This window comes from Pseudomonas sp. RIT-PI-r (assembly GCF_001297015.1).
Lineage (GTDB): Bacteria > Pseudomonadota > Gammaproteobacteria > Pseudomonadales > Pseudomonadaceae > Aquipseudomonas.
The window spans coordinates 39522-63211 of record NZ_LIGE01000044.1 but is presented as its reverse complement, the minus strand read 5'-3'; the positions used below and the strand labels follow the sequence as shown (position 1 = coordinate 63211).

Here is a 23690-nt window from a genome sequence, read left to right as displayed (position 1 = left end):
CGTGGGAATGCCTCAAGGGACGCTCCGCGTTCCAGGCGGGGACGCAGAACCTCCCCGGCTGCGTTCCCACGCGGAGCGTGGGAACGATCTTTCTCTCAGGGTTAAACCCAGCCACTGCTCTGCATCGCCTTGTACACCGCAACGATCGCCAGAATCATGAATGCCGAAGCCGCGAGGCGACGGATCAGCGTTAGCGGCAATTTGTCCGCAGCGAAATTACCCGCCAGAACCACCGGCACGTTGGCAATCAACATGCCCGCTGTCGTACCGATAATCACCAGCCACAGATCCGGGTATTGCGCGGCGAGCATCACCGTGGCGACCTGAGTCTTGTCACCCATTTCCGCCAGGAAGAACGCAATCAGTGTGGTCAGGAACGGCCCGAACTTGCGCGCGGTGCTGGTTTCATCGTCGTCCATTTTGTCCGGAACCAACGTCCACAGCGCTGTTGCCGTGAAGCTCGCGGCGAGGATCCAGTGCAGCGTCGCATTCGAGAAGAAACTGCCGAACCAGGCGCCTACCGCACCGGCTGCTGCGTGGTTGGCCAGGGTCGCAGCGACAATGCCGGCAATGATCGGCCAGGGTTTGCGGAAGCGAGCGGCGAGAATCAGCGCGAGCAGTTGCGTCTTGTCGCCGATTTCGGCCAAGGCAACGATTGCGGTGGGAACGAGTAACGAGTCCAGCATCAGGATTTCCTAAGGGGCGGGTCGACACGGCTATGACACGTACAGCCTTCCCGCCCCGGGTAAGGTGTGCGTGTCATAGGTCTTGTCAAACCCTGCGATCCGTCTGCTGCGGACGCTTGGGTCGCATACGCCATGATCTGAGGATCAAGTATGTTGACGTATGCCGGACGAGCTTGGCGCTCGTGGGAGACTACTCCCCTAGGACGGAGCGGATTCTGCCTAGGCAAATCCGTTTGGGCAAGAACAAATTTTCAGCCGCGCTTGGCCCGGTAAATGCGGAAACCATTGCCTTCAGCCTTGATCGCACACACGCCAAGATGCTCCTCGATCAGCGGTTGATACTTGAGGAAGCTGTTCGCGACCAAGCGCAGTTCGCCGCCGTTTTTCAGATGTTTGGCTGCTTTTCGCAGCAAGTTTTCCGTAGCGAAATAATCGGTGTGCACGCCGACATGAAACGGCGGGTTGCTCAGAATCGCATTCAAACCCATCGGCGCAGCATCGATACCATCCCCCGTCAGCACTTCAGCTTCCAGACCGTTGGCCGCCAGCGTCAGACGGCTGCTGGCAGCGGCAAACGCATCCACATCGAGCAACGTGACCTGATTGTGCGGGTAGCGACGTTTGACCGCAGCGCCCAGCACGCCAGCGCCGCAACCGAAGTCGAGCAGGTGACCGCTCGGCAACTTGTCCAGATGCTCCAGCAGCAGGGCGCTGCCGCGATCCAGTCGACCGTGGCTGAACACGCCCGGCAGGCTGATGACCTTCAACGGGCCTTCAGCCAGTGGCAATTCATAGGTCTGCGCCAGGCTTTCCAGGGATTTCGCTTCCGGGGCATTGGCCACAGTCACTTGCCACAACTGGCAGTGCCGCGCGCTGTCGAGCTTGCGCGGTTTGCCGAACGGGTTGAGCTGCTTGGACGCGCCTTCGATGCCGCTGCGTTTTTCCCCGACCAGAAACACCTCACGTCCGGCCAGACGCGATGCCACCGCGTTGAGGATGTAATCGGTCAGGTCCTTGGACTTGGGCAGGAACACCACGGCGCTGTCGAACTCACGCTCCGGCACGTTCACGCCGAAATGGCTGCGGCCTTCGAAACGGGCGTCCAGCGCGGCTTGATCGCCGGCATGCCAGCACCAGCCGAACGCGTCGGGCAGACGGCCGAGCAAATCATCGGCAGGCAAACCGGCCAGCAACAACGAACCCTGGAACAACTCGGGCTGACGAAGCAGTACTTCACTGCGCGGATCCATAACTGCTCCTCAAAAAAAAGTGCCGCAGTTTATCAACTGACGACCCGCAGCGCCTTACCGCTGAAATATGCCTGGGCGTTTTCGGTCAATTGGCCAACGATACGCTGGCGTGCTTCGCGACTGCCCCAGGCGTTGTGCGGCGTGACAATGAGGCGCGGGATATCCGCGGCCAGCAGCGGATTGCCATTGGTTGGCGGCTCGACGCTCAACACATCTGTCGCGGCGCCACCGAGGTGGCCGTTGCGCAACGCATCGGCCAGCGCCTGCTCATCGATCAGCCCGCCGCGTGCCGTGTTGACCACGAAGGCGCCGGGTTTCATCGAGGCCAGTTCGCGGGCGCCGATGAAGTGGCGGGTGTGCTCGTTGAGCGGGCAGTGCAGGGTGAGGGCATCGATTTGCGGCAGCAGCTCCTCCAGCGGCAAGCGATCCGGGCGAGCAGGGCGCCCCGGAATCTGCCCCAGCAACACGCGCATGCCGAACGCCTCGGCCAGTCGCGCCACGGCACCGCCGAGTTCGCCATGACCGAGCAGCCCGAGAGTTTTGCCTTCCAGCTCAACGATTGGATAGTCGAGCAGGCAGAACTGTCTGGCCTGCTGCCAGCGGCCTTCACCCACAGCTTTTTGATAATCGGCCAGGCGTGTGGCGAGGTTGAGCAGCAGCATGATCGTGTGTTGCGCCACCGACGGCGTGCCGTAACCCTGGCAGTTGCACACGGTAATGCCGTGGGCGCGGGCGGCGGCGAGGTCGACGTTGTTGGTACCGGTGGCGGTGATCAGGATCAGTTTCAGATCAGGGTTGGCGGCCATGGCGGCGGCGTCGATCAGGATCTTGTTACTGATCGCCACGGTGGCGCCTTGCAAACGCTCGGCGACTTGCTCGGGCAAGGTCTGGGCGAACAATTGCAGATCGCTGAAACAATCACGCAACGGACTGAGGTCCAGATCGCCGAGATCCAGCGAAGGGTGATCAAGGAATACCGCGCGGCGCGTGTTCGTCATCAACTGTACCTTTTAGGCTTTGAGCGTAGGGCGTAATCTGCCGAGCCTACCAGATGAAACAAATTGATACGCTTGGCCGAAAGGAGCCCCCATGTACTGGACCGAGTTCTTGACCGTTGCACTGATCCATCTGTTGGCCGTGGCCAGCCCCGGCCCGGACTTTGCCGTGGTGGTGCGCGAGAGCGTGACCCACGGTCGCCGCGCCGGCACCTGGACCGCACTGGGCGTGGGCACGGCAATTTTCCTGCACGTCGGTTATTCGCTGCTCGGTATCGGCCTGATCGTGTCGCAGTCGATCGTGCTGTTCAACGCCTTGAAGTGGGCCGCTGCGGCTTATCTGCTGTACATCGGCTTCAAGGCCCTGCGCGCGCAACCGGCAAAAACCGTGACGGATGATCTGCACAAAGAGGCCGGTGTGCGCACCGCTCGCGGCGCGTTCACCTCGGGCTTTGTGACCAACGGTCTGAATCCGAAAGCCACGCTGTTCTTCCTGTCGCTGTTCACGGTAGTGATCAACCCGCATACGCCGCTGGCGGTGCAGGCCGGTTACGGTATTTACCTGGCGGTCGCGACTGCGATTTGGTTCTGTCTGGTGGCAATGCTGTTCAGCCAGCAACGTGTACGTGCCGGTTTCGCCCGCATGGGCCACTGGTTCGACCGCACCATGGGCGCGGTGCTGATCGCTCTCGGCGTGAAAATCGCGTTTACCGAGATGCATTGATCCTACTGTGTGGGAGCTGCCGAAGGCTGCGATCTTTTGATCTTGATCTTGATCTTAAAAAACAAAGTCAAAAGATCGCAGCCTCGTTGCACTCGACAGCTCCTACACAAGCTCGCTGAGCTTGCTCAGGTGATTGAGGTATTCGCGGGGATTTTCCCCGAGCAAGCGGCGAAACATCGCGCTGAACGCCCGTGCGCTGCCGTAACCCAAATCCCGCGCCACACGCTGCACGCTGTCCCCGGCGAGCAGGCGCGGCAAGGCTTCCATCAGGCGCAATTGCTGGCGCCAGGCGTTGAAGCTCATCTGCACTTGTTGCTGAAACAGCCGCGCCAACGTGCGTGAACTGGCGCCGACCTGCTGTGCCCAGTCTTCCAGCGTGTTCGGGTGATCCGGGGTGTGCAGCAGCGCCAGACAAATGTTCTGCAGGCGCCGATCGGTCGGCATCGGAATGTGCAGCGGCAGGTTTTCCAGACTGGCGAGCTCCTCGAGCATCAGTTGCTGGATCAAGGGATTGTCGGCATGCGGCGGCCCTTGCACGGCACGCAGGATCAGCTCGCGCAGCAGTGGCGTCACGGCCAGTACGCAGCATTGTTGCAGGCTGGCGGGCGACAGCGCAGGCGCGATGAACAGCGAGCGCATCTGCACATCGCCGCTCATGAAAATCTCGTGCGCCACCTCGGGCGGAATCCACACTGCACGGCTGGGCGGAATCACCCACGCACCCGATTGCGTGACCACGCGCATGATCCCGCTGACGGCATACAACAATTGCGCCTCGCGATGCAGGTGCAACGGCTGGTGCGCGCCGTCCAGATAATCCCGGGGATAGGCGCTCACCGGGCCGTGTTCGAAGTGGCTGATCAACATGTCGGATTCGATGACTTGTTTGGCAGGAATGCGCTTTTTCGCCAACTTAGCATAAGCGGCACACAACAACGTAAAGCGTGCCGCCATGAATCAATCCAGAAACGTCATTCGCTATATCAACGCCGCCCATGTGATCGATCATATGTTCATGCTGATCTTTCCCGCCGCCGTGCTCGGCATGACCCAGGCCTTTGGCCTCGACTATGCCGCGCTGATAGGCCTGTCGCTGGGCGGCTTCATCGCTTTCGGGGCCTGCTCGCTACCCGCCGGTTGGCTGGGCGATCACTGGAGCCGGCGGCAGATGATGCTGATGTTTTTCTTCGGCATCGGCGCCTCGGCGATTTTCACTGGCCTGAGTAACAGCCCGACCATGCTGGTGATCGGCCTGACCCTGATCGGTATTTTTGCGGCGATTTATCACCCGGTCGGCACGGCGATGTTGGTCGCTTATGCACAAAACCGTGGCCGTGAAATCGGCATCAACGGCATGTGGGGCAATCTGGGCGTGGCGTTTTCGGCGCTGATCACCGGCTTGCTGGTGGCGCAGCTCGGCTGGCGTTCGGCATTTCTGTTACCGGGCGCGGTGGCGATTGTGTTGGGCGTCGGTTTCGCCTTGCAGGTGCGAGAAGAACCGATCCCGAAACGCCCGCACACGCCGCTCAAAGGCGCCGCCGGTCAGCGCATTTCGATGGTCATGGTGTTCGGCGTGCTGGCGCTGGCCACGGCCACTGGCGGCGTAGTGTTCAACGCCACCACCATGACCTATCCGAAATTGTTCCAGGAACGTCTGCATGAATTGTTCGCTTCGCCGCAAACCCTTGGCGTGGTTGTCAGCCTGGCCTATGCCTTTGGTGCGGTCGCGCAGTTGAGCATCGGCCGAGTGCTGCACCGCCTCAGCCTGAAATGGCCGTTCATTGTTCTGACCCTGTGTCAGGCGCCGCTGTTGTTTGCACTGGCATACGCCGATGGCTGGGCGGTGATCGCCCTTGGGGCAGCGTTCATGTTCGTGGTGTTTGGTCAGGTAACAGTGAACGATGCGATGGTTGCCAACTTCGTCGCCCCGCAATGGCAATCGCGAATCTTCGCCCTGCGTTACTGTTTATCGTTCGGCGCCAGCGCCACGGCGATTCCGCTGATTTCCTATGTCGAACCGCGCCAAGGTTTCGTAGGCCTGTATTTGATTCTCGCGGGCTTCGGCGCATTGACCTTCCTCGCTGCGGTGGTTTTCCCACGCACGCCTTCTGAAGAGGCTGTAGGACAAACCGCCTGACAAATGACGAAAACCGACAAATGCTGGCGCAAAGCTAGCATTTGTACGGCTTTGCAAATCATTCCTTTGGCTGATTTGGCTGGCGTATAAGGGTTCTAGAGTACCAATCTCTACGCCAACACCGTGCAGTCAGAAAAGGGATTCTTATGTTGCAGACTCGCGTCATTCCCCCGGCCGATGGGGCCTACCAGTATCCATTGCTGATCAAACGGCTGCTCATGTCCGGCGCCCGTTACGAGAAAACCCGCGAGATCATCTACCGTGACCAGTTGCGCTACAGCTACCCGACGCTGATCGAACGGGTGGCACGCCTGGCCAATGTGCTCACGGCGGCTGGTGTGAAGGCCGGTGACACGGTGGCGGTGATGGATTGGGACAGCCACCGTTATCTGGAATGCATGTTTGCGATTCCGATGATTGGCGCAGTGATTCACACGATCAACGTGCGTCTGTCGCCGGAACAGATCCTCTACACCATGAACCACGCCGAGGACCGCTTTGTGCTGGTCAACAGCGAGTTTGTTGGCCTGTACCAAGCGATCGCACCGCACCTGACCACGGTCGAGAAAACCCTGCTGCTGACCGATCTGCCGGAGAAAACTGCCGACTTGCCGAATCTGGTCGGCGAGTACGAGCAACTGTTGGCCGCCGCTAGTGCGCAGTACGATTTCCAGGACTTCGACGAAAATTCCGTCGCCACCACGTTCTACACCACCGGCACCACCGGCAACCCGAAAGGCGTGTACTTCACCCATCGGCAACTGGTGCTGCACACCATGGGCGTGTCGACGATCATGGGCTCGATCGACAGCGTACGCCTGCTTGGCACCAACGATGTGTACATGCCGATCACCCCGATGTTCCACGTCCACGCCTGGGGTCTGCCGTACGTGGCAACCATGCTCGGGCTCAAACAGGTTTACCCGGGGCGCTACGACCCGGAGTTTCTCGTGGAGTTGTGGCGCAAGGAAAAGGTCACCTTCTCTCACTGTGTGCCGACCATCCTGCAAATGCTGCTCAACGCCAAAGGCGCGCAGAGCACCGATTTCGGTGGCTGGAAAATCGTCATCGGCGGTAGCGCACTCAACCGCACCTTGTATGAAACCGCCAAGGCCCGTGGTATTCAGCTCACCGCCGCCTACGGCATGTCGGAAACCGGCCCGCTGGTGTCCTGTGCTCACCTAAACGACGAACTGATGGCCGGCACAGAAGATGAACGCACCACCTACAGGATCAAGGCCGGTGTGCCAGGGCCGTTGGTGGAAGCGGCGATCGTCGACACTGAAGGTAATTTTCTCCCGGCAGATGGAGAAACCCAGGGCGAACTGGTGCTGCGCGCACCCTGGCTGACCGAAGGTTATTTCAACGAACCGCAGAAGGGCGCCGAGCTCTGGGCCGGCGGCTGGCTGCACACCGGCGACGTCGCCACGCTCGACAGCATGGGCGTGATCGACATCCGCGACCGGATCAAGGACGTGATCAAGACCGGCGGAGAATGGATTTCCTCGCTGGACCTCGAAGACCTGATCAGCCGACACGTCGCGGTACGCGAAGTAGCAGTGGTGGGCATTGCCGATCCGCAGTGGGGCGAGCGGCCGTTTGCCCTGCTGGTAATCCGCGAAGGGCACGTGATCGGGGCGCGCGAGCTCAAGGAACACCTCAAGCCATTTGTGGAATTGGGGCACCTGAGCAAGTGGGCGATTCCGAGTCAGATCGCCCTTGTTACCGAAATTCCCAAGACCAGTGTCGGCAAGCTCGACAAGAAGCGCATCCGCCTCGACATCACCGAATGGCAGGCTAACAACAGTACCTTCCTCTCGACACTTTAAGTGTCTGCCGGCGCGCCGAAAACGGCGCGCCAGGCCCACCAAGCAAGCGCTTGCCTTGTGAAATCGAAAAATTCAGCCATCCTTGCCGTGCCGACACGTGTCGGACTGGCGAAAGGACTGTTCCAGAGTGGCCGGCAGCTGCAAATCACACTTTAGAGGGATCAAGCAGTACCACCTGCTGGCTATAGTCCGCTCAAGGATTTTTAAGAACGGAGCACACGCACTGAACGGGGCGAGCAACTTTGGAATGATTTCGGGCAGCCCTGGCGCCCGGTCTTCCACAGCGTTTTTAAAAGTACTCACTGCCATAACAATAATGCACATGGAGTAGCGTCGATGACCTCAGTAAACCAGTTCTGGCGCCGGGCAAAACTGCCTCTGGCGGTCAGCATTGCCTCTTCGCTCGCCGGGCCCGCATTCGGCGTCAGTTTCAACGTCGGTGAAATCGAAGGCCAGTTCGACTCTTCTCTGTCGATCGGTGCCAGTTGGTCTACTCAGAGCCCGAACAAGAACCTCATCGGCGTCAACAACGGCGGCCATGGCCTGTCGCAGACCTCCGATGACGGCCACGCCAACTTCAAGAGCGGCGAGACCTTCTCGAAAATCTTCAAGGGCATCCATGACCTTGAACTGAAATACGGCGACACCGGTGTCTTCGTCCGTGGCAAATACTGGTACGACTTCGAGCTCAAGGACGAAAGCCGACAGTTCAAGGACATCAGTGACAGCAACCGCAAGGAAGGCGCCAAGTCGTCCGGCGGGCAGATCCTCGATGCCTTCGTCTATCACAACTATTCGGTTGCCGATCAGCCGGGCTCGGTGCGTCTGGGCAAGCAGGTCGTGAGCTGGGGTGAAAGTACCTTCATCGGCGGCGGCATCAACTCGATCAACCCGATCGACGTGTCGGCGTTCCGTCGTCCGGGCGCCGAGATCAAGGAAGGCCTGATCCCGGTCAACATGTTCTATGTGTCCCAGAGTCTCACCGAGAACCTCTCGGCCGAAGCGTTCTATCAACTGGAATGGGACCAGACCGTCGTCGACAACTGCGGCACGTTCTTCTCGCAGCCGGACATCGTTGCCGACGGTTGCAACGACAACCTGCGCGTGCTGAACAAACGTTCGCAGATTCCGGCCGTCGCCTTGGGGCCGTTGGCCGCCAACGGCGTCAACGTCAACGAAGAAGGTGTTCTGGTACGCCGTGGCGGCGACCGCGATGCCCGTGACAGCGGCCAGTGGGGCGCATCCTTCAAGTACATGTACGAACCGCTGGACACCGAGTTCGGTGCCTACTTCATGAACTACCACAGCCGTGCGCCGATCTTCAGTGCCACCGGTGCGCCGCAATCTGTCTACAACACGGCGCGCGGGCTGCCGGGGCCTTTTGCCGCACTCGCCCCCCTATTGGTCGCGGGCAACTCGCAATACTTCATTGAATACCCTGAAGACATTCGTCTCTACGGCCTGAGCTTCTCCACCACCCTGCCTACGGGCACTGCGTGGAGCGGTGAGATCAGCTACCGTCCGAATGCGCCGGTGCAGCTGAACTCCACCGACATCCTGTTTGCCGGTGTACGTCCACTGGGCGGTGCACTGACCAACGCTTCGCTACTCAACGGCGTGCCGGGTCAGGATCTGCACGGTTACGAACGCAAGGAAATCACCCAGATCCAGACCACCTTCACGCACTTCTTCGATCAGGTCATGGGCGCCAGCCGTCTGACCCTGGTCGGTGAAGTCGGTGCGACCTATGTCGGCGGGCTGGAAAGCCGTTCCGACATGCGTTATGGCCGCGATCCCGTGTATGGCCCGGGTGAGTTGCCGGCCACTGGCGGTATCAATACCTGCTCCAACATTCTCAACGCCAGCACCATCAACGGTGCAGGGCCTGGGTCGCCGCAAAACAACCGCAGCCGCAATTGCGACAATGACGGCTTCACCACATCGGTTTCCTGGGGCTATCGCGGTCGTGCCATCTGGGAATACAACGACGTGTTCGCCGGTGTGAACCTCAAGCCGAACGTGGCCTGGTCCCACGACGTCAGCGGTTACTCGCCTGGCCCTGGCGGCAACTTCGAGGAAGGTCGCAAGGCTGTCAGCCTCGGTGTCGACGCGGAATACCAGAACACCTACACCGCGAGCCTGGCTTACACCAACTTCTTCGATGGCAAGTACACCACCGTGGATGATCGCGACTTCGTTGCGCTCAGCTTCGGCGTGAACTTCTAAGCACTGCATTTCAGGACGAACACACATATGAAAATAACAAAGAGTCTGTTCCACGCCGGTGTTCTGGGTCTGTCGCTGCTGGCGACCGGTGTCATGGCCGCGGTACCTGCCGCCGAAGCCGACAAACTGGGCAAGAGCCTGACGCCGATGGGCGCCGAAATGGCTGGTAATGCCGATGGTTCCATTCCTGCCTGGAAGCCACTGCCGAAGAATGCCGGCTCGGTCGACAGCAAGGGTTTCCTGTCCAATCCATACGCCAGTGAGCAACCGCTGTTCACCATCACGGCGAAAGACGTCGACAAGTACAAGGACAAACTCGCGCCGGGGCAGTACGCGATGTTCAAGCGTTACCCGGACACCTTCAAGATGCCGGTGTATCCGTCCCATCGCGGTGCGACCGTGCCGGATGACGTGTTCGCCGCCATCAAGAAAAACGCCACCACCACCAATCTGGTGTCCGGCGGCAACGGTCTGGAAAACTTCGATACCGCCGTGCCGTTCCCGATTCCGAAAACCGGTGTGGAAGTCATCTGGAACCACATCACCCGCTATCGCGGCGGCAGCGTGACCCGTCTGGTGACTCAGGCCACGCCGCAACCGAACGGCTCGTACAGCCTGGTGTACTTCCAGGATCAGTTCGTGTTCCGCGACAAGATGAAGGACTACGATCCGGCGAATCCGGGCAACATCCTGTTCTACTTCAAGCAGAAAGTGACCGCGCCGGCACGTCTGGCCGGTGGCGTGTTGCTGGTGCACGAGACTCTCGACCAAGTGAAGGAACCGCGCTCAGCGTGGGTCTACAACGCCGGTCAGCGCCGCGTGCGTCGCGCGCCACAAGTGTCCTATGACGGCCCGGGTACCGCGGCGGATGGCCTGCGTACTTCCGACAACCTCGACATGTTCAACGGTGCACCGGATCGCTACGACTGGAAGCTCGAAGGCAAGAAAGAGATGTACATTGCCTCCGACAGCTACAAGCTCGACGATCCGAAGCTGAAATACGCTGACATCATCAAGGCCGGTCACATCAACCAGGATCTGGCGCGTTACGAGCTGCGCCGCGTCTGGCATGTGGTCGCGACCCTGAAGGAAGGTCAGCGCCACATCTACGCCAAGCGTGACTTCTACATTGACGAAGACACCTGGCAAGCCGCGGTGATCGACCATTACGATGGTCGTGGTCAGCTGTGGCGTGTGGCCGAGGCGCATGCCGAGAACTACTACGACAAGCAAGTGCCGTGGTACGCCCTGGAAACCCTCTACGACCTGCAGTCCGGCCGTTATCTGGCTCTGGGCATGAAGAACGAAGAGAAGCAGGCATATGACTTCGGCTTCACTGCTACCACCAGCGATTTCACCCCGGCCGCACTGCGTCAGGATGGCGTCCGCTAAACCGCTGTAAACCCGAGGCCGCATCCTCGTGAAAAACGCCCCGACTGGTTCGGGGCGTTTTTTTTCGATCAGATTTCCCTGCTTGTGCAGGAGCTGCCGCAGGCTGCGATCTTTTGATCCTGCTTTTTTTGAGGGGGAGGGCAAAACAACGTCAAAAAATCGCAGCCTGCGGCAGCTCCTACAGGGGTTCATCGGGGGCGCGATGCCGCGGTGATGCCGGTTTTTGTCGGCGCTGTGTAGCTTTTTTGTAGCCATTTGTAGCAGCAACCTTCATTCCCTCTTCGTTTAAGGCTAGTCTGCGGACATCTGCAACGCCGCCAACAGCAATTCGAACAAGAGCCGGCCATGACTGATCTGTCCCCACTTCCGGGTCCCGCAAGTGTTGCCGTCACGGCATTGGACGGGCGTTTTTTTCGCCCGCCACTCCCCGACGGATACGTGCTGCGACCACGACTTTGCGAGCGCCTGCAAGCCGGGCTCGGTGGGCGACTGTTGCTGGTCAGCGCCCCGGCCGGGTTTGGCAAGAGTTCGCTGGCGGTGGAGTTTTGTCAGAGCCTGCCAGCGCATTGGCAAAGTTTATGGCTGGGTCTGAGCCCACGGGACAGCGACCCGGGGCGGTTTCTCGAACGCTTGCTCGAAGGCCTGCAGGACTACTTTCCACAGTTGGGCAGCCGCGCGTTGGGCCTGCTGAAAATGCGCCAACGGCATCAGCCATTTGCCTTCGAGGAATGGCTCGATGGCTTGCTCGACGAACTGGCGCTGCAACTTGATCCGGCGGCGCCGTTGCTGCTGTTGCTCGACGATTACCATCTCGCTCAAGGCCCGGTTCTTGACCGTTGCCTGCAATTCTTCCTCAATCATTTGCCCGATGGCCTGCTGGTCATGGTTACCAGCCGGCAGCGACCGGACTGGCATCTGGCGCGCTTGCGCCTGTCGCGACAGTTGCTCGAATTGCATGAACAGGATTTGCGCCTGACCCACGACGAAGCACTGAGCCTGCTCGATAGGCACAGCACGTCTCTGCGCGGTGAAGCCCTGGAAAGCCTGATTCAGCGCAGCGAAGGCTGGGTCGCGGGTTTGCGTTTCTGGCTGCTGGCGGTGGCCGAGGCCGGCAGCGATGCGGTGTTGCCGCAAGCGTTGAACGGCGGGGAAGGGCTGATCCGCGACTATCTGCTGGAAGAGGTCATCGATTGTTTGCCGGCCGAAGTGCAGGCATTTCTCTACGACACGGCGCCACAGGAGCGCTTTTGCAGCGAACTCTGCGATGCCGTGCGCGAAGCCCATGACAGTGCCGAAATCCTGCGTTTCCTGCTCGCACACCAAGTCTTTCTGGTGCCACTGGACGAACATGGCCACTGGTATCGCTATCACCATTTATTTTCCGACTTGCTGCGCAGTCGTCCGATCGCGCAGGCGATGGTGCCGCCGGCGACCCTGCATCTGCGCGCCTGCCGCTGGTTCAACGCGCAGGGGCTGCTCGACGAAGCGGTGGAGCAGGCCTTGCGCGCCGGCCATCTCGACGTGGCAGCGAATCTGGTGCAGAACCTCTCCGAAGAACAACTGCTTGCCGAGCAAAACATCGGCATGTTGCTGCGCTGGAAAATGGATTTGCCAGACAGTCTGCTGATCAGCACGCCACGCTTGATCGTGCTCTACAGTTGGGCGCTGGGGCTGGCCTGTCAGCTCGATGCCGCCGAAGAGTTGTCCAGTCATCTGAGCCGTTTTCTGCCAGCGCCTTCTGCCACTGCGCAAAAGTCGATGCTGGCGCAATGGCTGGCACTCAGCGGAATCATTGCTCGCGGACGCGGGCATCGAGAGTTGACGCTGCGCTATTGCAGCGAAGCGCTCGAAAGCCTGCCGGCCAAGCGCTACGGTCAGCGGTTGATGTGCTTGTCGACCTTGTCGAATCTGGCCATTGCCGATGGCGATCTGTGGCGCGCGCGGGGCTTGAACCGCGAATCCCTTGAGCTGGCGCAGCGGGTCGGCAATCCCTTGTTTGAAGCATTGGCGCATTACGACCGGGCGCGGGTTCTGCAATCGCGAGGTGAAATTCTCCGTGCGCTCACGGAAGTGCACCAAGGGCTGGAGCGCTTGCGCGGGTTGTCGGCGCAACGTTTGTACGCCGTACGTGCGCGTCTGACGTTATACGAGGGCTTTCTGCTGGCGATGCGCCTGCAACCCCAGGCCGCGCGCGGGCCCCTGCTGAGCGGGATCGCAGAGGCGCGCGCCTGTCGCGATATCAGCGTGTTGATCGGCCATTGTGTGATCGCCCGGCTGGATGGCGCCAAAGGCGAGTTCGCCGGTGCTTTTGCGGAATTGGCCGAAGCCGAACGGCTGATGCATATCTGGGACGTGCCGCCGATCTACTATCTGGCGATGATCACGCTGGTCAAATGCGAACTGTGGCTGGCCCAGGGCCGCACCGATCTGGCCGAAGCCTGGCTGGCGCGACTGGGCCAGACCTACACCGGCGAACGTGCTGCCGCGCCACCGGAATTTCATCCGCAGTTGCCCTTGCATGTCGAACTGCAACAGGCACTGCTCGACATGATTCAAGGGCAACCGATGCTCGCCGAAGGGCGGTTGAACGTGTTGCATGAAAACGGCCAGCAAACCGGCCGCCAGTTGCTCAGTGTGATGGCGTTGACGCAGAAAGTGGCGTTGCTGCTGGCCGGTGGTCGCGAGCCGGAAGCGCGCAAGACTTTGAGCCTGGCGCTGGATGCCGCAGCGGGCGGCGTGCTGCAACCCTTCGATGGCTTGCTCAAGGAACATCCGGACTGGGTGCGCGGGCAATTGGCGGCTAACGTGACGAACCCGGTTGGCCAGCAATTGCTCGAACACATTGCCCCGTCTACCACCCGTCCGGTGCCCGAGTGTCCGGCAGCAGAACAGCTCAGCAGTCGTGAGCTGGCGGTGCTGCGACTGATCGCCCAAGGTTGTTCCAACCAGGAGATCAGCGAGCAGTTGTTCATTTCACTGCACACGGTGAAAACCCATGCGAGCCACATCAACAGCAAGCTGGGTGTCGAGCGGCGCACCCAAGCCGTGGCGCGGGCCAAGGAGCTGGGGTTAATGATCTAACGGCGGTAAAATCGCCGATCTGCCGCTTCGAACCTTGGCTCAGGATTGCCCATGACCGTTGCAAAACCAGCGCTGATCCGCGAAACCTTCCCTGTTGGCCCGTTGCAGTGCAATTGCACGATCATCGGCGACCCGCTGACCAAAAAAGCCATTGTCGTCGACCCGGGCGGCAACCCTGACCTGATCATGGCGCGCCTCGATGCGCATGGCCTGAAAGTGGTCAGCATCATCCACACCCACGCGCACCTCGATCATTTCCTTGCTTCCGGGCAGATGAAGGAAAAAACCGGCGCGACCCTGCATTTGCACAAGGAAGACCAGTTTCTTTGGGACAACCTCGAGATGCAGTGTCAGATGTTCGGTGTGCCATACACTCCGGTGCCATCGCCAGATCGCTGGTTAAACGATGATGAAGAACTGGCCTGTGGTTGCGGCGTGGCCCTGCATACGCCGGGACATACCCCCGGTTCCATGAGCTTTTGGTTTTCCGAGGCTAAGCTGTTGATTGCCGGCGACACGCTGTTTCGTCGTGGCGTAGGACGTACGGATTTGTGGGGCGGCGATCAGGCGACCATCGTGCGTTCGATCAAACAGCGGCTGTATACCCTGGACGAAGACGCAACAGTGGTGACCGGGCACGGTCCGGATACACGGTTGGGCGATGAAATGCGCGAGAACCCTTTTGTGCGGGCGTAAATATTTTGTCACGAGTGCCCGGCGGAATTTTTGTGCATTGTCATGATCCAACGCCCGCACAGGTCCATTGCCAAAAATGGCCGTCATAGAATGCAAAAGTAGGAGCTCTCCATGTTCACCAAGCGTCGTTTGATTATTGTCGCTACCGCCGTGGCCTTGCTGTCCGGCTGCGCCTCGCCTAATCCGTATGACAATCAGGGCCAGGCCGATGGTGGCTCTCAAGGCATGAGCAAAACCGCCAAGTACGGTGGTCTCGGTGCGCTGGCCGGTGCTTTGGCCGGTGCTGCCATCGACCATAACAATCGCGGCAAAGGTGCCTTGATCGGCGCGGCGGTGGTGGGGGCTTCGGCGGCCGGTTACGGTTATTACGCTGACAAGCAGGAAGCCAAGCTACGCGCGAGCATGGCCAACACCGGGGTTGAAGTGCAGCGTCAGGGCGATCAGATCAAGCTGATCATGCCAGGCAATATCACCTTCGCGACCGACTCGGCGAACATCGCGTCCAGCTTCTATCAACCGCTGAACAATCTGGCCAACTCGCTGAAAGAGTTCAACCAGAATCAGATCGAGATCGTCGGTTACACCGACAGCACCGGCAGCCGCCAGCACAACATGGACCTGTCCCAGCGTCGTGCGCAGAGCGTGGCGACCTACCTGACCTCGCAAGGCGTCAGCGGTGCCAACCTGACGGCCCGTGGTGCCGGTCCGGATAATCCGATTGCCAGCAACGGCGACGTCAATGGCCGGGCGCAGAACCGTCGGGTTGAAGTCAACCTGAAGGCGATTCCGGGCCAGCAATATGGTGGTCAGCAGCAACAGCCGGGCACTGTTCAGCAGTATCCATAAGCGCTTGCCTGAATGAAGAATGCCCGATCCGGTGATCGGGCATTTTTTTGTCTGGCCTGTGCTGGCCCCTTCGCGAGCGGGCTCACTCCTACAGGGGAATGCATTTCAAAATGTAGGAGTGAGCCTGCTCGCGATGGCGATCAAGTCGGCCGCACAAAACTATCAGATACAAAAAAGCCCCCGGACACATCACTGTCCGGGGGCTTTTTGTTTGTCAGCGAAGACTGATTACTTCTTCAAGCCATAGTGCTCATCGAGCATGCCCGGTGAGTTCGGCGTCTTCGGTGCGTAGTCGCGTGGCGGCTCCTGATCGCGCGGTGGCGTCAGGCGTTCACGTGGCGCCTGCGCCGCGTCAGCGTGCAGGGCAGCGATCAGGCGCTGGCGGGTCTGCTCGTCCAGGGCCAGACGATTGGCACCCTCGGCGAGATGATCCTGCACTTCCTGATAGCTCTGGGTCAGCTTCTTGACCAGCATCGCGGTGCTGTTGAAGTGGGTGACCACCTCGTTTTGATAACTGTCGAAACGCTCCTGGATATCATCCAGTTGACGCTGCGTACGGCTCGGTGCGGCGTTCGGCGCAACGCGCGCGATCAGGAATCCAATGGCGACACCCACAACCAGGGCAAGAGTCGGTAACAACCAAACTAAGAGCGAGTGTTCCACGAGTCCTTCCTCTATAAACGGCTTTGCTTTACGTTAACGGCTCGAACCTGCGCTGTATACCGCGATTCACTCGCAATAGATTGGCACAGACAATTTGCTAGACGAGTCGACCCGATTCGAGGTCACGGAGTTCCTTCCTTGCTGATGCGTGAAACCCCTGTAGTGATTGCCGGCCCCGTCGGCCAAATCGAAGCGTTGTACCTGGATAACGAGCAGCCAATCGGCATCGCGCTGATCTGCCATCCGAACCCGGTGCAGGGCGGCACCATGCTCAACAAGGTCGTCTCGACCCTGCAGCGCACCGCGCGCGACGCCGGCCTGATCACCTTGCGCTTCAACTATCGCGGCGTGGGTGCCAGTGAAGGTTCCCACGACATGGGCACCGGTGAAGTCGACGATGCCCAGGCTGCCGCCGCATGGCTGCGGGAAAAGCACCCGGATCTACCGCTGACCCTGTTCGGTTTCTCCTTCGGCGGATTTGTTGCAGCAAGTCTCGGTGGCCGTCTCGAAGCGCAAGGCGTGCAGCTCAAGCACCTGTTCATGGTCGCGCCGGCGGTGATGCGTCTTGGCGAGCAGGATCAACTGCCGCAACACGGCGAACTCACGGTGATCCAGCCGGAAACCGACGAAGTCATCGATCCGCAACTGGTTTACGACTGGTCGGAAAAACTCCAGCGCCCCCATGAGCTGCTGAAAGTGGCAGAATGCGGACACTTTTTTCATGGCAAGCTGACCGATCTCAAGGATCTGATCCTGCCGCGTCTCTCGAATTGATTGCAGTCTGACAAGCGATTACCCATGACGAACCGTACCCGTATCCTCACCGGCATCACCACCACCGGCACGCCGCACCTGGGCAACTATGCCGGCGCCATCCGCCCGGCGATCCTTGCCAGCCGCGACAGCAATGCCGACTCGTTCTACTTTCTTGCCGACTACCACGCCCTGATCAAATGCGATGACCCGCTGCGCATCCAGCGCTCGCGTCTGGAAATCGCCGCGACCTGGCTGGCCGGTGGCCTCGATGTCGACCGCGTGACGTTCTACCGCCAGTCCGACATCCCGGAAATCCCTGAGCTGACCTGGCTGCTGACCTGCGTCGCGGCCAAGGGCCTGCTCAACCGCGCGCACGCCTACAAGGCGTCGGTGGACAAAAACGTCGAAACCGGTGAAGACCCGGACGCCGGCATCACCATGGGCCTCTACAGCTATCCAGTGCTGATGGCGGCGGACATTTTGATGTTCAACGCGCACAAGGTGCCGGTCGGTCGTGACCAGATCCAGCACGTGGAAATGGCCCGCGACATCGGCCAACGTTTCAACCACTTGTTCGGTCAGGGCAAAGAATTCTTCACCATGCCCGAAGCGCTGATCGAAGAAAGCGTGGCGACGTTGCCAGGCCTCGACGGTCGCAAGATGTCGAAGAGCTACGACAACACCATCCCGTTGTTCTCCAGCGCCAAAGAGATGAAGGACGCGATTTCGCGGATCGTCACCGACTCCAAAGCGCCAGGCGAAGCCAAGGATCCGGACAATTCGCACCTGTTCACGCTGTTCCAGGCGTTTGCCACGCCGGCGCAGGCTGACGAATTCCGCAGCGAACTGTTGGGCGGTCTGGGTTGGGGCGAGGCGAAGAACCGTTTGTTCCAGTTGCTCGACAACGATCTCGGCGAAGCGCGCGACAAGTATCACCAGTTGATCGAGCGCCCGGCGGATCTGGAAGACATTCTGCAGATCGGTGCCAAGAAGGCCCGCGCCGTGGCAACGCCGTTCCTCAACGAACTGCGCGAAGCCGTTGGCCTGCGCTCCTTCGTCAATCAGGTTCAGGTTGCTGCGACCACCAAGAAGAAAGCCGCGAAAGCCGCGCGTTTCGTCAGCTTCCGCGAAGACGACGGCAGCTTCCGTTTCCGTCTGCTGGCAGCCGATGGCGAGCAACTGCTGCTGTCGCGCAACTTCGCTGACGGCAAAACCGCAGGCCGGGTGACCAAGCAACTGCAATCCGGTCAGCCGCTGGACGTGCGCAGCGAAGACCTGAGCTTCAGCGTCTGGCTGGAAGGCGAGTGCGTTGGTGACAGCCCGGCGTTCGCCGACGCTGCTGCGCGGGACGCAGCCATCGAGGCTTTGCGCGTCGCGCTGACCCCGGTTCAGGACTAATCGGCGGCACGACCCGACCAAGGGCCGATTGCCATTCCTACGGGCCGTCGCTACAGTGACGGCCCGTTTTTGTTGCCTTGCTAACGAATTATGACGCCCCTAGAACGATACCAAGCTGATCTGAAACGCCCGGACTTCTTCCATGACGCCGCGCAGGAAACTGCTGTGCGTCATTTGCAGCGTTTGTACGAGGATCTGATCGCCGCCGATCAGAACAAGCCGGGTCTGCTGAGCAAACTGTTCGGCAAAAAAGATCAGACGCCGGTCAAGGGCCTGTATTTCTGGGGCGGCGTAGGTCGCGGCAAGACTTACCTGGTCGACACCTTCTTCGAAGCGCTGCCTTTCAAGGAAAAGACCCGTACCCACTTCCACCGCTTCATGAAGCGCGTGCACGAAGAAATGAAAACCCTCGGCGGCGAGAAAAACCCGCTGACCATCATCGCCAAGCGCTTCGCGACTGAGTCGCGGGTGATTTGCTTCGATGAGTTCTTCGTGTCTGACATCACCGATGCGATGATCCTCGGCACGCTGATGGAAGAGCTGTTCAAGAATGGCGTGACCCTGGTCGCGACCTCGAACATCGTCCCGGACGGCCTGTACAAGGACGGTCTGCAGCGTGCGCGCTTCTTGCCAGCCATTGCGCTGATCAAGCAGAACACCGAGATCGTCAACGTCGACAGCGGCGTCGACTATCGTCTGCGTCACCTCGAACAAGCGGAGCTGTTCCACTATCCGCTCGATGAAGCCGCTCACGAAAGCCTGCGCAAGAGCTTCAAGGCACTGACGCCGGAATGCACTGCCGCGGTCGAGAACGATGTACTGATCATCGAAAACCGCGAGATCCGCGCCCTGCGTACTTGCGATGACGTGGCGTGGTTCGACTTCCGCGAACTGTGCGACGGCCCGCGCAGCCAGAACGATTACATTGAGCTGGGCAAAATCTTCCACGCCGTGCTGCTCAGCGGTGTCGAGCAGATGAGCGTCACCACCGACGACATCGCTCGCCGCTTCATCAACATGGTCGACGAGTTCTACGACCGTAACGTCAAGCTGATCATTTCTGCTGAAGTCGAGCTGAAGGATCTGTACACCGGCGGACGTTTGAACTTCGAGTTCCAGCGCACGTTGAGCCGATTGCTGGAGATGCAATCGCACGAGTTCCTGTCGCGGGCGCACAAGCCTTAAACAGATTCGCAAAACAAAAAAAGGGCCTGCGATTGCAGGCCCTTTTTTATGCGCTGAAGAAAAATCCGAATGTACTGCGATCCCTGTGGGAGCTGGCTTGCCAGCGATAGCGGTTCGTCAGAGAAATAAGTATCACCTGACACGACGCCATCGCTGGCAAGCCAGCTCCCACAGGGTTTGTGTGTGGACAGAAGGCTACGCAGCCTGTTGGAACTGCTGCCGATACTGGTTCGGCGACAGCTCCGTGTGCTGGCGAAACAACCGCGCAAAGAAACTCGCGTCGTCGTAACCGACCTCATAACTGATGGTCTTGATGCTCTTGCGGCTGCCGGACAACAAGCCCTTGGCCGTCTCGATGCGCAGGCGTTGCAGGTAGTGCAGCGGCTTGTCGCCGGTGGCGGTCTGGAAGCGCCGCATGAAATTGCGGATGCTCATGCCATGCTCGCGGGCGACGTCTTCGAAGCGGAACTTGTCGGCGAAATGCTCTTCGAGCCAGTGCTGAATCTGCAGGATGATCACGTCCTGATGCAGCTTCTGCCCGCCGAAACCGATACGCCCCGGCGCATAGCTGCGCTGCACCTCATAGAGAATGTCGCGGGCCACGGCTTGCGCCACGTTGGCACCGCAGAAACGCTCGATCAGGTAGATATAGAGGTCGCAGGCCGATGTGGTGCCGCCGGCGCAGTAAAGGTTATCGGCGTCGGTCAGGTGCTTGTCCTGATTGAGGTAGACCTTCGGAAAGCGTTCGGCAAAGGCATTGAAGAAACGCCAGTAGGTCGTCGCTTCCTTGCCATCGAGCAACCCGGCTTCGGCCAGCCAGAACACGCCAGTGGCTTCGCCGCACAGCACAGCGCCGCGGGCATGTTGCTCGCGCAGCCAAGGCAGGATCTGTGGATAACGGCTGCACAAGGTCTCGAAATCATCCCAGAACGCCGGGAGGATGATGATATCGGTGTTTTCCAGACCACCATCCACCGGCATGACGACATCGCTGAAGCTTTTCACCGGTTTGCCATCGGGGCTGACGATTCGTGTTTCAAACGCCGGCGTCAGGCCGTGGCCCAGTTGTTTGCCGTAACGGAGGCTGGCCACATGGAAAAAATCCTTGGCCTGCATGAGGGTGTAAGCGAAAACCCGGTCGATTGCCAGGATGCTGACGCGCCGCAAGGGCGTGGAGACTTGCTTGGACATAATTCAACTTTTGTTTTGTTTTTATAAGGGAAAGTGGTCACCAGACGGCTGGATCGTCTTATTTTTTGTCGGATGTGTCCAGTGTCCTGTGTCAGAGGGGAGGCTTAGTCTCTGAAGGCCATAATCCTCCAACAAGAAAGTAAGGTGCCGCATGATCCCCAGAACCTTGTTCAGCTCCGAGCACGAATTGTTTCGCGACAGCGTACGAACGTTCCTTGAGAAAGAGGCCGTGCCGTATCACGCGCAATGGGAGAAACAAGGCCATATCGACCGCAAGCTGTGGAACAAGGCAGGGGAGGCGGGGATGCTTTGCTCGCACCTTCCGGAGGAGTACGGCGGGCTGGGCGCGGACTTTCTCTACAGCGCCGTGGTGATCGAAGAGGTCGGTCGGCTGGGCCTGACCGGCATCGGCTTCTCGTTGCATTCCGACATCGTCGCGCCTTACATCCTGCATTACGGCAGCGAAGCGCTGAAGCACAAATACCTGCCGAAACTGGTTTCGGGCGAGATGGTTACGGCCATCGCCATGACCGAGCCGGGCGCGGGTTCCGATCTGCAAGGCGTGAAAACCACCGCTGTGCTGGACGGTGACGAGTATGTGATCAACGGCTCGAAAACCTTTATCACCAACGGTTTTCTCGCAGACCTGGTGATCGTTGTCGCCAAGACTGATCCCAAGGCCGGCGCCAAGGGCACCAGCCTGTTTCTGGTCGAAGCGAACACGCCGGGCTTCGAGAAGGGCAAACGCCTGGAGAAGGTCGGAATGAAGGCCCAGGATACGTCGGAATTGTTCTTCCAGGACGTGCGTGTGCCGAAGGAAAACCTCTTGGGTCAGGCTGGGGCCGGATTCGCTTATCTGATGCAGGAATTGCCGCAGGAGCGCCTGACCGTGGCGATCGGTGGGCTGGCTTCAGCCGAAGCGGCATTGCAGTGGACGCTGGATTACACCCGTGATCGCAAAGCCTTTGGCAAGGCGATTGCCGACTTTCAGAACACCCGATTCAAATTGGCTGAGATGGCCACGGAGATTCAGATCGGTCGGGTCTTCGTCGATAAGTGTCTGGAGCTGCACCTGCAAGGCAAACTGGATGTGCCGACAGCGGCGATGGCGAAATACTGGGGCACCGACCTGCAATGCAAGGTGCTCGACGAGTGCGTGCAATTGCATGGTGGCTACGGCTTCATGTGGGAATACCCGGTGGCCCGGGCGTGGGCGGATGCGCGGGTGCAACGGATCTATGCCGGCACCAATGAAATCATGAAGGAGATCATTGCGCGGTCGCTTTGAAATTCTGGTGACTGTCAGACCGCTATCGCGAGCAGGCTCACTCCTACATTTGGAATGCGTTCCCTTGTAGGCGTGAGCCTGCTCGCGATTGGGTCTATGAATTAATCAAGGCGCAGGATTCGGATGATCCTTGTGAATCGCCTCAATCCCTTCCAGCACTTCATCCGACAGCTTCAGGTCGAAGCTGGCGATGTTGCTGTCCAGTTGCTCAAGCGTCGTCGCCCCAATGATGTTGCTGGTGACGAACGGTTGCTGCGTCACGAACGCCAATGCCATTTGCGCCGGATCCAGACCGTGTTCACGGGCCAGCGCCACATAACGGCTGCACGCTGCTTCCGATTGCGCATTGAAATAGCGACTGAAGCGGCTGTAGAGGCTCAGGCGGCCCTTCGGTGGACGAGCGCCACCTTCGTACTTGCCTGACAGGAAACCGAACGCCAGCGGCGAATAGGCGAGGAGGCCGCACTGTTCGCGGATGGCGATTTCCGCCAGACCCACTTCAAAACTGCGGTTGAGCAGGTTGTACGGGTTCTGGATCGACACCGCGCGCGGCCAGCCACGGGCTTCGGCCAGCGCCAGAAAACGCATGGTGCCCCACGGTGTTTCGTTGGACAGGCCGATGTGGCGGATCTTGCCGGCCTTTACCTGCTCGTCGAGTGCTTCGAGGGTGTCTTCGAGCGGGGTCAGGTTCGCTTCGATCTTGTGTTTGTAGCCCAGCTGTCCGAAAAAATTGGTGCTGCGCTCTGGCCAGTGCAATTGGTACAGGTCGATGTAATCGGTCTGCAGGCGCTTGAGGCTGGCATCGACGGCTTCAGTGATGTGCTGACGGTTGTGGCGCAGGTTCTTGTCGCGGATGTAGTCGATGGTGTTGCCCGGACCTGCGATCTTGCTGGCGAGAATCCAGTCGGCGCGGTCGCCGCGACTTTTGAAGTAATTGCCGATGTAGCGCTCGGTGGTAGCGTAGGTTTCGGCTTTTGGCGGCACCGGGTACATCTCGGCGGTGTCGATGAAATTGATCCCGGCTTGCTTGGCCCGTTCGATCTGGGCGAAGGCTTCAGCTTCAGTGTTTTGCTCGCCCCAGGTCATGGTGCCGAGGCAGATTGCACTCACGTTCAGGTCGGTACGGCCTAGCTGGCGATAGTCCATCGGGTGCTCCTTGGGCAAAACAATCATAAAAGCAGGTTGAAATATTTTTCGCAATCTGCATAATTGCCGACCTCTTTCTGCAGTGGAAGTGATGCGCCGCCGCCGAAGAATCTTGCCGTTGAACGGACGCGCCGACCCGAGCCCCCGAAAGCGTCTGTATCCGGCTGCCTTTGACTTGTCAAAGTACGCACTATTCAGTAA

19 protein-coding genes and 1 riboswitch are annotated in these 23690 nt (G+C 59.7%); of the genes, 12 read left to right on the top strand and 7 right to left on the bottom strand.

Annotated elements, in window-relative coordinates; translation table 11 throughout:
• Nucleotides 1–101 precede the first annotated feature (101 nt).
• The 3 genes from AK821_RS26515 to AK821_RS26505 form a co-directional block, all read right to left on the bottom strand.
• Nucleotides 102–686 carry a TMEM165/GDT1 family protein gene (locus AK821_RS26515; protein WP_007912813.1) on the bottom strand — a complete coding sequence of 195 codons (585 nt, stop codon included), beginning with the start codon at nucleotides 684–686 and terminating at the stop codon, nucleotides 102–104.
• An 87-nt stretch (nucleotides 687–773) separates the two neighbouring features.
• Nucleotides 774–898, bottom strand: a riboswitch (yybP-ykoY riboswitch).
• Nucleotides 899–937: 39 nt separating this feature from the next.
• Complete coding sequence (locus tag AK821_RS26510; RefSeq protein WP_064392889.1) at nucleotides 938–1936, bottom strand: class I SAM-dependent methyltransferase; 999 nt, start codon at nucleotides 1934–1936, stop codon at nucleotides 938–940.
• A 32-nt stretch (nucleotides 1937–1968) separates the two neighbouring features.
• Complete coding sequence (locus AK821_RS26505) at nucleotides 1969–2934, bottom strand: 2-hydroxyacid dehydrogenase (protein ID WP_064392888.1); 966 nt, start codon at nucleotides 2932–2934, stop codon at nucleotides 1969–1971.
• 91 nt (nucleotides 2935–3025) lie between these two features.
• Between AK821_RS26505 and AK821_RS26500 the strand changes: the two genes are divergently transcribed.
• Nucleotides 3026–3655, top strand: coding sequence for a LysE family translocator (locus AK821_RS26500; RefSeq protein WP_007912807.1), 630 nt, complete (start codon nucleotides 3026–3028; stop codon nucleotides 3653–3655).
• Between the two features lie 102 nt (nucleotides 3656–3757).
• Here the strand turns inward: AK821_RS26500 and AK821_RS26495 are convergent, their stop codons facing one another.
• A complete protein-coding gene (locus AK821_RS26495; RefSeq protein ID WP_064392899.1) occupies nucleotides 3758–4522 on the bottom strand; it encodes an AraC family transcriptional regulator in 765 nt (254 codons plus the stop codon).
• An 85-nt stretch (nucleotides 4523–4607) separates the two neighbouring features.
• On the opposite strand from AK821_RS26495, the gene AK821_RS26490 reads away from it, so the two are divergent.
• From AK821_RS26490 to AK821_RS26455, 7 genes are all read left to right on the top strand, one after another.
• Nucleotides 4608–5792 (top strand): MFS transporter, encoded by a 1185-nt coding sequence (locus AK821_RS26490; RefSeq protein WP_064392887.1) that lies wholly within the window; start codon nucleotides 4608–4610, stop codon nucleotides 5790–5792.
• Between the two features lie 146 nt (nucleotides 5793–5938).
• Entirely contained in the window at nucleotides 5939–7621 is a 1683-nt protein-coding gene (locus tag AK821_RS26485) for a fatty acid--CoA ligase (RefSeq protein ID WP_064392886.1), read from the top strand.
• A gap of 336 nt (nucleotides 7622–7957) precedes the next feature.
• Complete coding sequence (locus AK821_RS26475; RefSeq protein WP_064392884.1) at nucleotides 7958–9847, top strand: DUF1302 domain-containing protein; 1890 nt, start codon at nucleotides 7958–7960, stop codon at nucleotides 9845–9847.
• Nucleotides 9848–9874: 27 nt separating this feature from the next.
• Nucleotides 9875–11239, top strand: a complete 1365-nt coding sequence (locus AK821_RS26470) for a DUF1329 domain-containing protein (RefSeq protein ID WP_064392883.1) — start codon at nucleotides 9875–9877, stop codon at nucleotides 11237–11239.
• A gap of 345 nt (nucleotides 11240–11584) precedes the next feature.
• Entirely contained in the window at nucleotides 11585–14320 is a 2736-nt protein-coding gene (locus AK821_RS26465) for a LuxR C-terminal-related transcriptional regulator (RefSeq protein ID WP_064392882.1), read from the top strand.
• Nucleotides 14321–14371: 51 nt separating this feature from the next.
• Nucleotides 14372–15016 (top strand): MBL fold metallo-hydrolase, encoded by a 645-nt coding sequence (locus tag AK821_RS26460; RefSeq protein ID WP_064392881.1) that lies wholly within the window; start codon nucleotides 14372–14374, stop codon nucleotides 15014–15016.
• Nucleotides 15017–15127: 111 nt separating this feature from the next.
• Nucleotides 15128–15862 (top strand): OmpA family protein, encoded by a 735-nt coding sequence (locus AK821_RS26455; protein ID WP_064392880.1) that lies wholly within the window; start codon nucleotides 15128–15130, stop codon nucleotides 15860–15862.
• Nucleotides 15863–16090: 228 nt separating this feature from the next.
• Here the strand turns inward: AK821_RS26455 and AK821_RS26450 are convergent, their stop codons facing one another.
• Nucleotides 16091–16525 (bottom strand): YhcB family protein, encoded by a 435-nt coding sequence (locus AK821_RS26450; RefSeq protein WP_064392879.1) that lies wholly within the window; start codon nucleotides 16523–16525, stop codon nucleotides 16091–16093.
• A 144-nt stretch (nucleotides 16526–16669) separates the two neighbouring features.
• On the opposite strand from AK821_RS26450, the gene AK821_RS26445 reads away from it, so the two are divergent.
• The 3 genes from AK821_RS26445 (at nucleotide 16670) to zapE (ending at nucleotide 19864) form a co-directional block, all read left to right on the top strand.
• The gene (locus tag AK821_RS26445; protein ID WP_064392898.1) at nucleotides 16670–17299 is read left to right on the top strand and encodes an alpha/beta hydrolase; all 630 of its coding nucleotides are present in this window, start codon (nucleotides 16670–16672) and stop codon (nucleotides 17297–17299) included.
• Between the two features lie 24 nt (nucleotides 17300–17323).
• Nucleotides 17324–18679: a tryptophan--tRNA ligase gene (locus tag AK821_RS26440; RefSeq protein ID WP_064392878.1), complete on the top strand. Its 1356-nt coding sequence runs from the start codon at nucleotides 17324–17326 to the stop codon at nucleotides 18677–18679.
• A 90-nt stretch (nucleotides 18680–18769) separates the two neighbouring features.
• The gene (gene zapE / locus AK821_RS26435) at nucleotides 18770–19864 is read left to right on the top strand and encodes a cell division protein ZapE (RefSeq protein ID WP_038361044.1); all 1095 of its coding nucleotides are present in this window, start codon (nucleotides 18770–18772) and stop codon (nucleotides 19862–19864) included.
• 195 nt (nucleotides 19865–20059) lie between these two features.
• Here the strand turns inward: zapE and AK821_RS26430 are convergent, their stop codons facing one another.
• The gene (locus AK821_RS26430) at nucleotides 20060–20956 is read right to left on the bottom strand and encodes a GlxA family transcriptional regulator (protein ID WP_177330986.1); all 897 of its coding nucleotides are present in this window, start codon (nucleotides 20954–20956) and stop codon (nucleotides 20060–20062) included.
• Nucleotides 20957–21206: 250 nt separating this feature from the next.
• Between AK821_RS26430 and AK821_RS26425 the strand changes: the two genes are divergently transcribed.
• Nucleotides 21207–22343, top strand: coding sequence for an acyl-CoA dehydrogenase family protein (locus tag AK821_RS26425; protein ID WP_064392876.1), 1137 nt, complete (start codon nucleotides 21207–21209; stop codon nucleotides 22341–22343).
• 105 nt (nucleotides 22344–22448) lie between these two features.
• Here AK821_RS26425 and AK821_RS26420 read toward each other — a convergent pair whose 3' ends face one another.
• Nucleotides 22449–23489: an NADP(H)-dependent aldo-keto reductase gene (locus AK821_RS26420; protein ID WP_064392875.1), complete on the bottom strand. Its 1041-nt coding sequence runs from the start codon at nucleotides 23487–23489 to the stop codon at nucleotides 22449–22451.
• Between the last annotated feature and the right edge of the window lie 201 nt (nucleotides 23490–23690).

Bases quoted from the DNA above. Each gene is read 5' to 3' on its own strand.
- AK821_RS26515 (WP_007912813.1), bottom strand. From the start codon at position 686: ATGCTGGACTCGTTACTCGTTCCCACCGCAATCGTTGCCTTGGCCGAA.
- AK821_RS26510 (WP_064392889.1), bottom strand. From the start codon at position 1,936: ATGGATCCGCGCAGTGAAGTACTGCTTCGTCAGCCCGAGTTGTTCCAG.
- AK821_RS26505 (WP_064392888.1), bottom strand. From the start codon at position 2,934: ATGACGAACACGCGCCGCGCGGTATTCCTTGATCACCCTTCGCTGGAT.
- AK821_RS26500 (WP_007912807.1), top strand. From the start codon at position 3,026: ATGTACTGGACCGAGTTCTTGACCGTTGCACTGATCCATCTGTTGGCC.
- AK821_RS26495 (WP_064392899.1), bottom strand. From the start codon at position 4,522: ATGTTGATCAGCCACTTCGAACACGGCCCGGTGAGCGCCTATCCCCGG.
- AK821_RS26490 (WP_064392887.1), top strand. From the start codon at position 4,608: ATGAATCAATCCAGAAACGTCATTCGCTATATCAACGCCGCCCATGTG.
- AK821_RS26485 (WP_064392886.1), top strand. From the start codon at position 5,939: ATGTTGCAGACTCGCGTCATTCCCCCGGCCGATGGGGCCTACCAGTAT.
- AK821_RS26475 (WP_064392884.1), top strand. From the start codon at position 7,958: ATGACCTCAGTAAACCAGTTCTGGCGCCGGGCAAAACTGCCTCTGGCG.
- AK821_RS26470 (WP_064392883.1), top strand. From the start codon at position 9,875: ATGAAAATAACAAAGAGTCTGTTCCACGCCGGTGTTCTGGGTCTGTCG.
- AK821_RS26465 (WP_064392882.1), top strand. From the start codon at position 11,585: ATGACTGATCTGTCCCCACTTCCGGGTCCCGCAAGTGTTGCCGTCACG.
- AK821_RS26460 (WP_064392881.1), top strand. From the start codon at position 14,372: ATGACCGTTGCAAAACCAGCGCTGATCCGCGAAACCTTCCCTGTTGGC.
- AK821_RS26455 (WP_064392880.1), top strand. From the start codon at position 15,128: ATGTTCACCAAGCGTCGTTTGATTATTGTCGCTACCGCCGTGGCCTTG.
- AK821_RS26445 (WP_064392898.1), top strand. From the start codon at position 16,670: ATGCGTGAAACCCCTGTAGTGATTGCCGGCCCCGTCGGCCAAATCGAA.
- AK821_RS26440 (WP_064392878.1), top strand. From the start codon at position 17,324: ATGACGAACCGTACCCGTATCCTCACCGGCATCACCACCACCGGCACG.
- zapE (WP_038361044.1), top strand. From the start codon at position 18,770: ATGACGCCCCTAGAACGATACCAAGCTGATCTGAAACGCCCGGACTTC.
- AK821_RS26425 (WP_064392876.1), top strand. From the start codon at position 21,207: ATGATCCCCAGAACCTTGTTCAGCTCCGAGCACGAATTGTTTCGCGAC.
- AK821_RS26420 (WP_064392875.1), bottom strand. From the start codon at position 23,489: ATGGACTATCGCCAGCTAGGCCGTACCGACCTGAACGTGAGTGCAATC.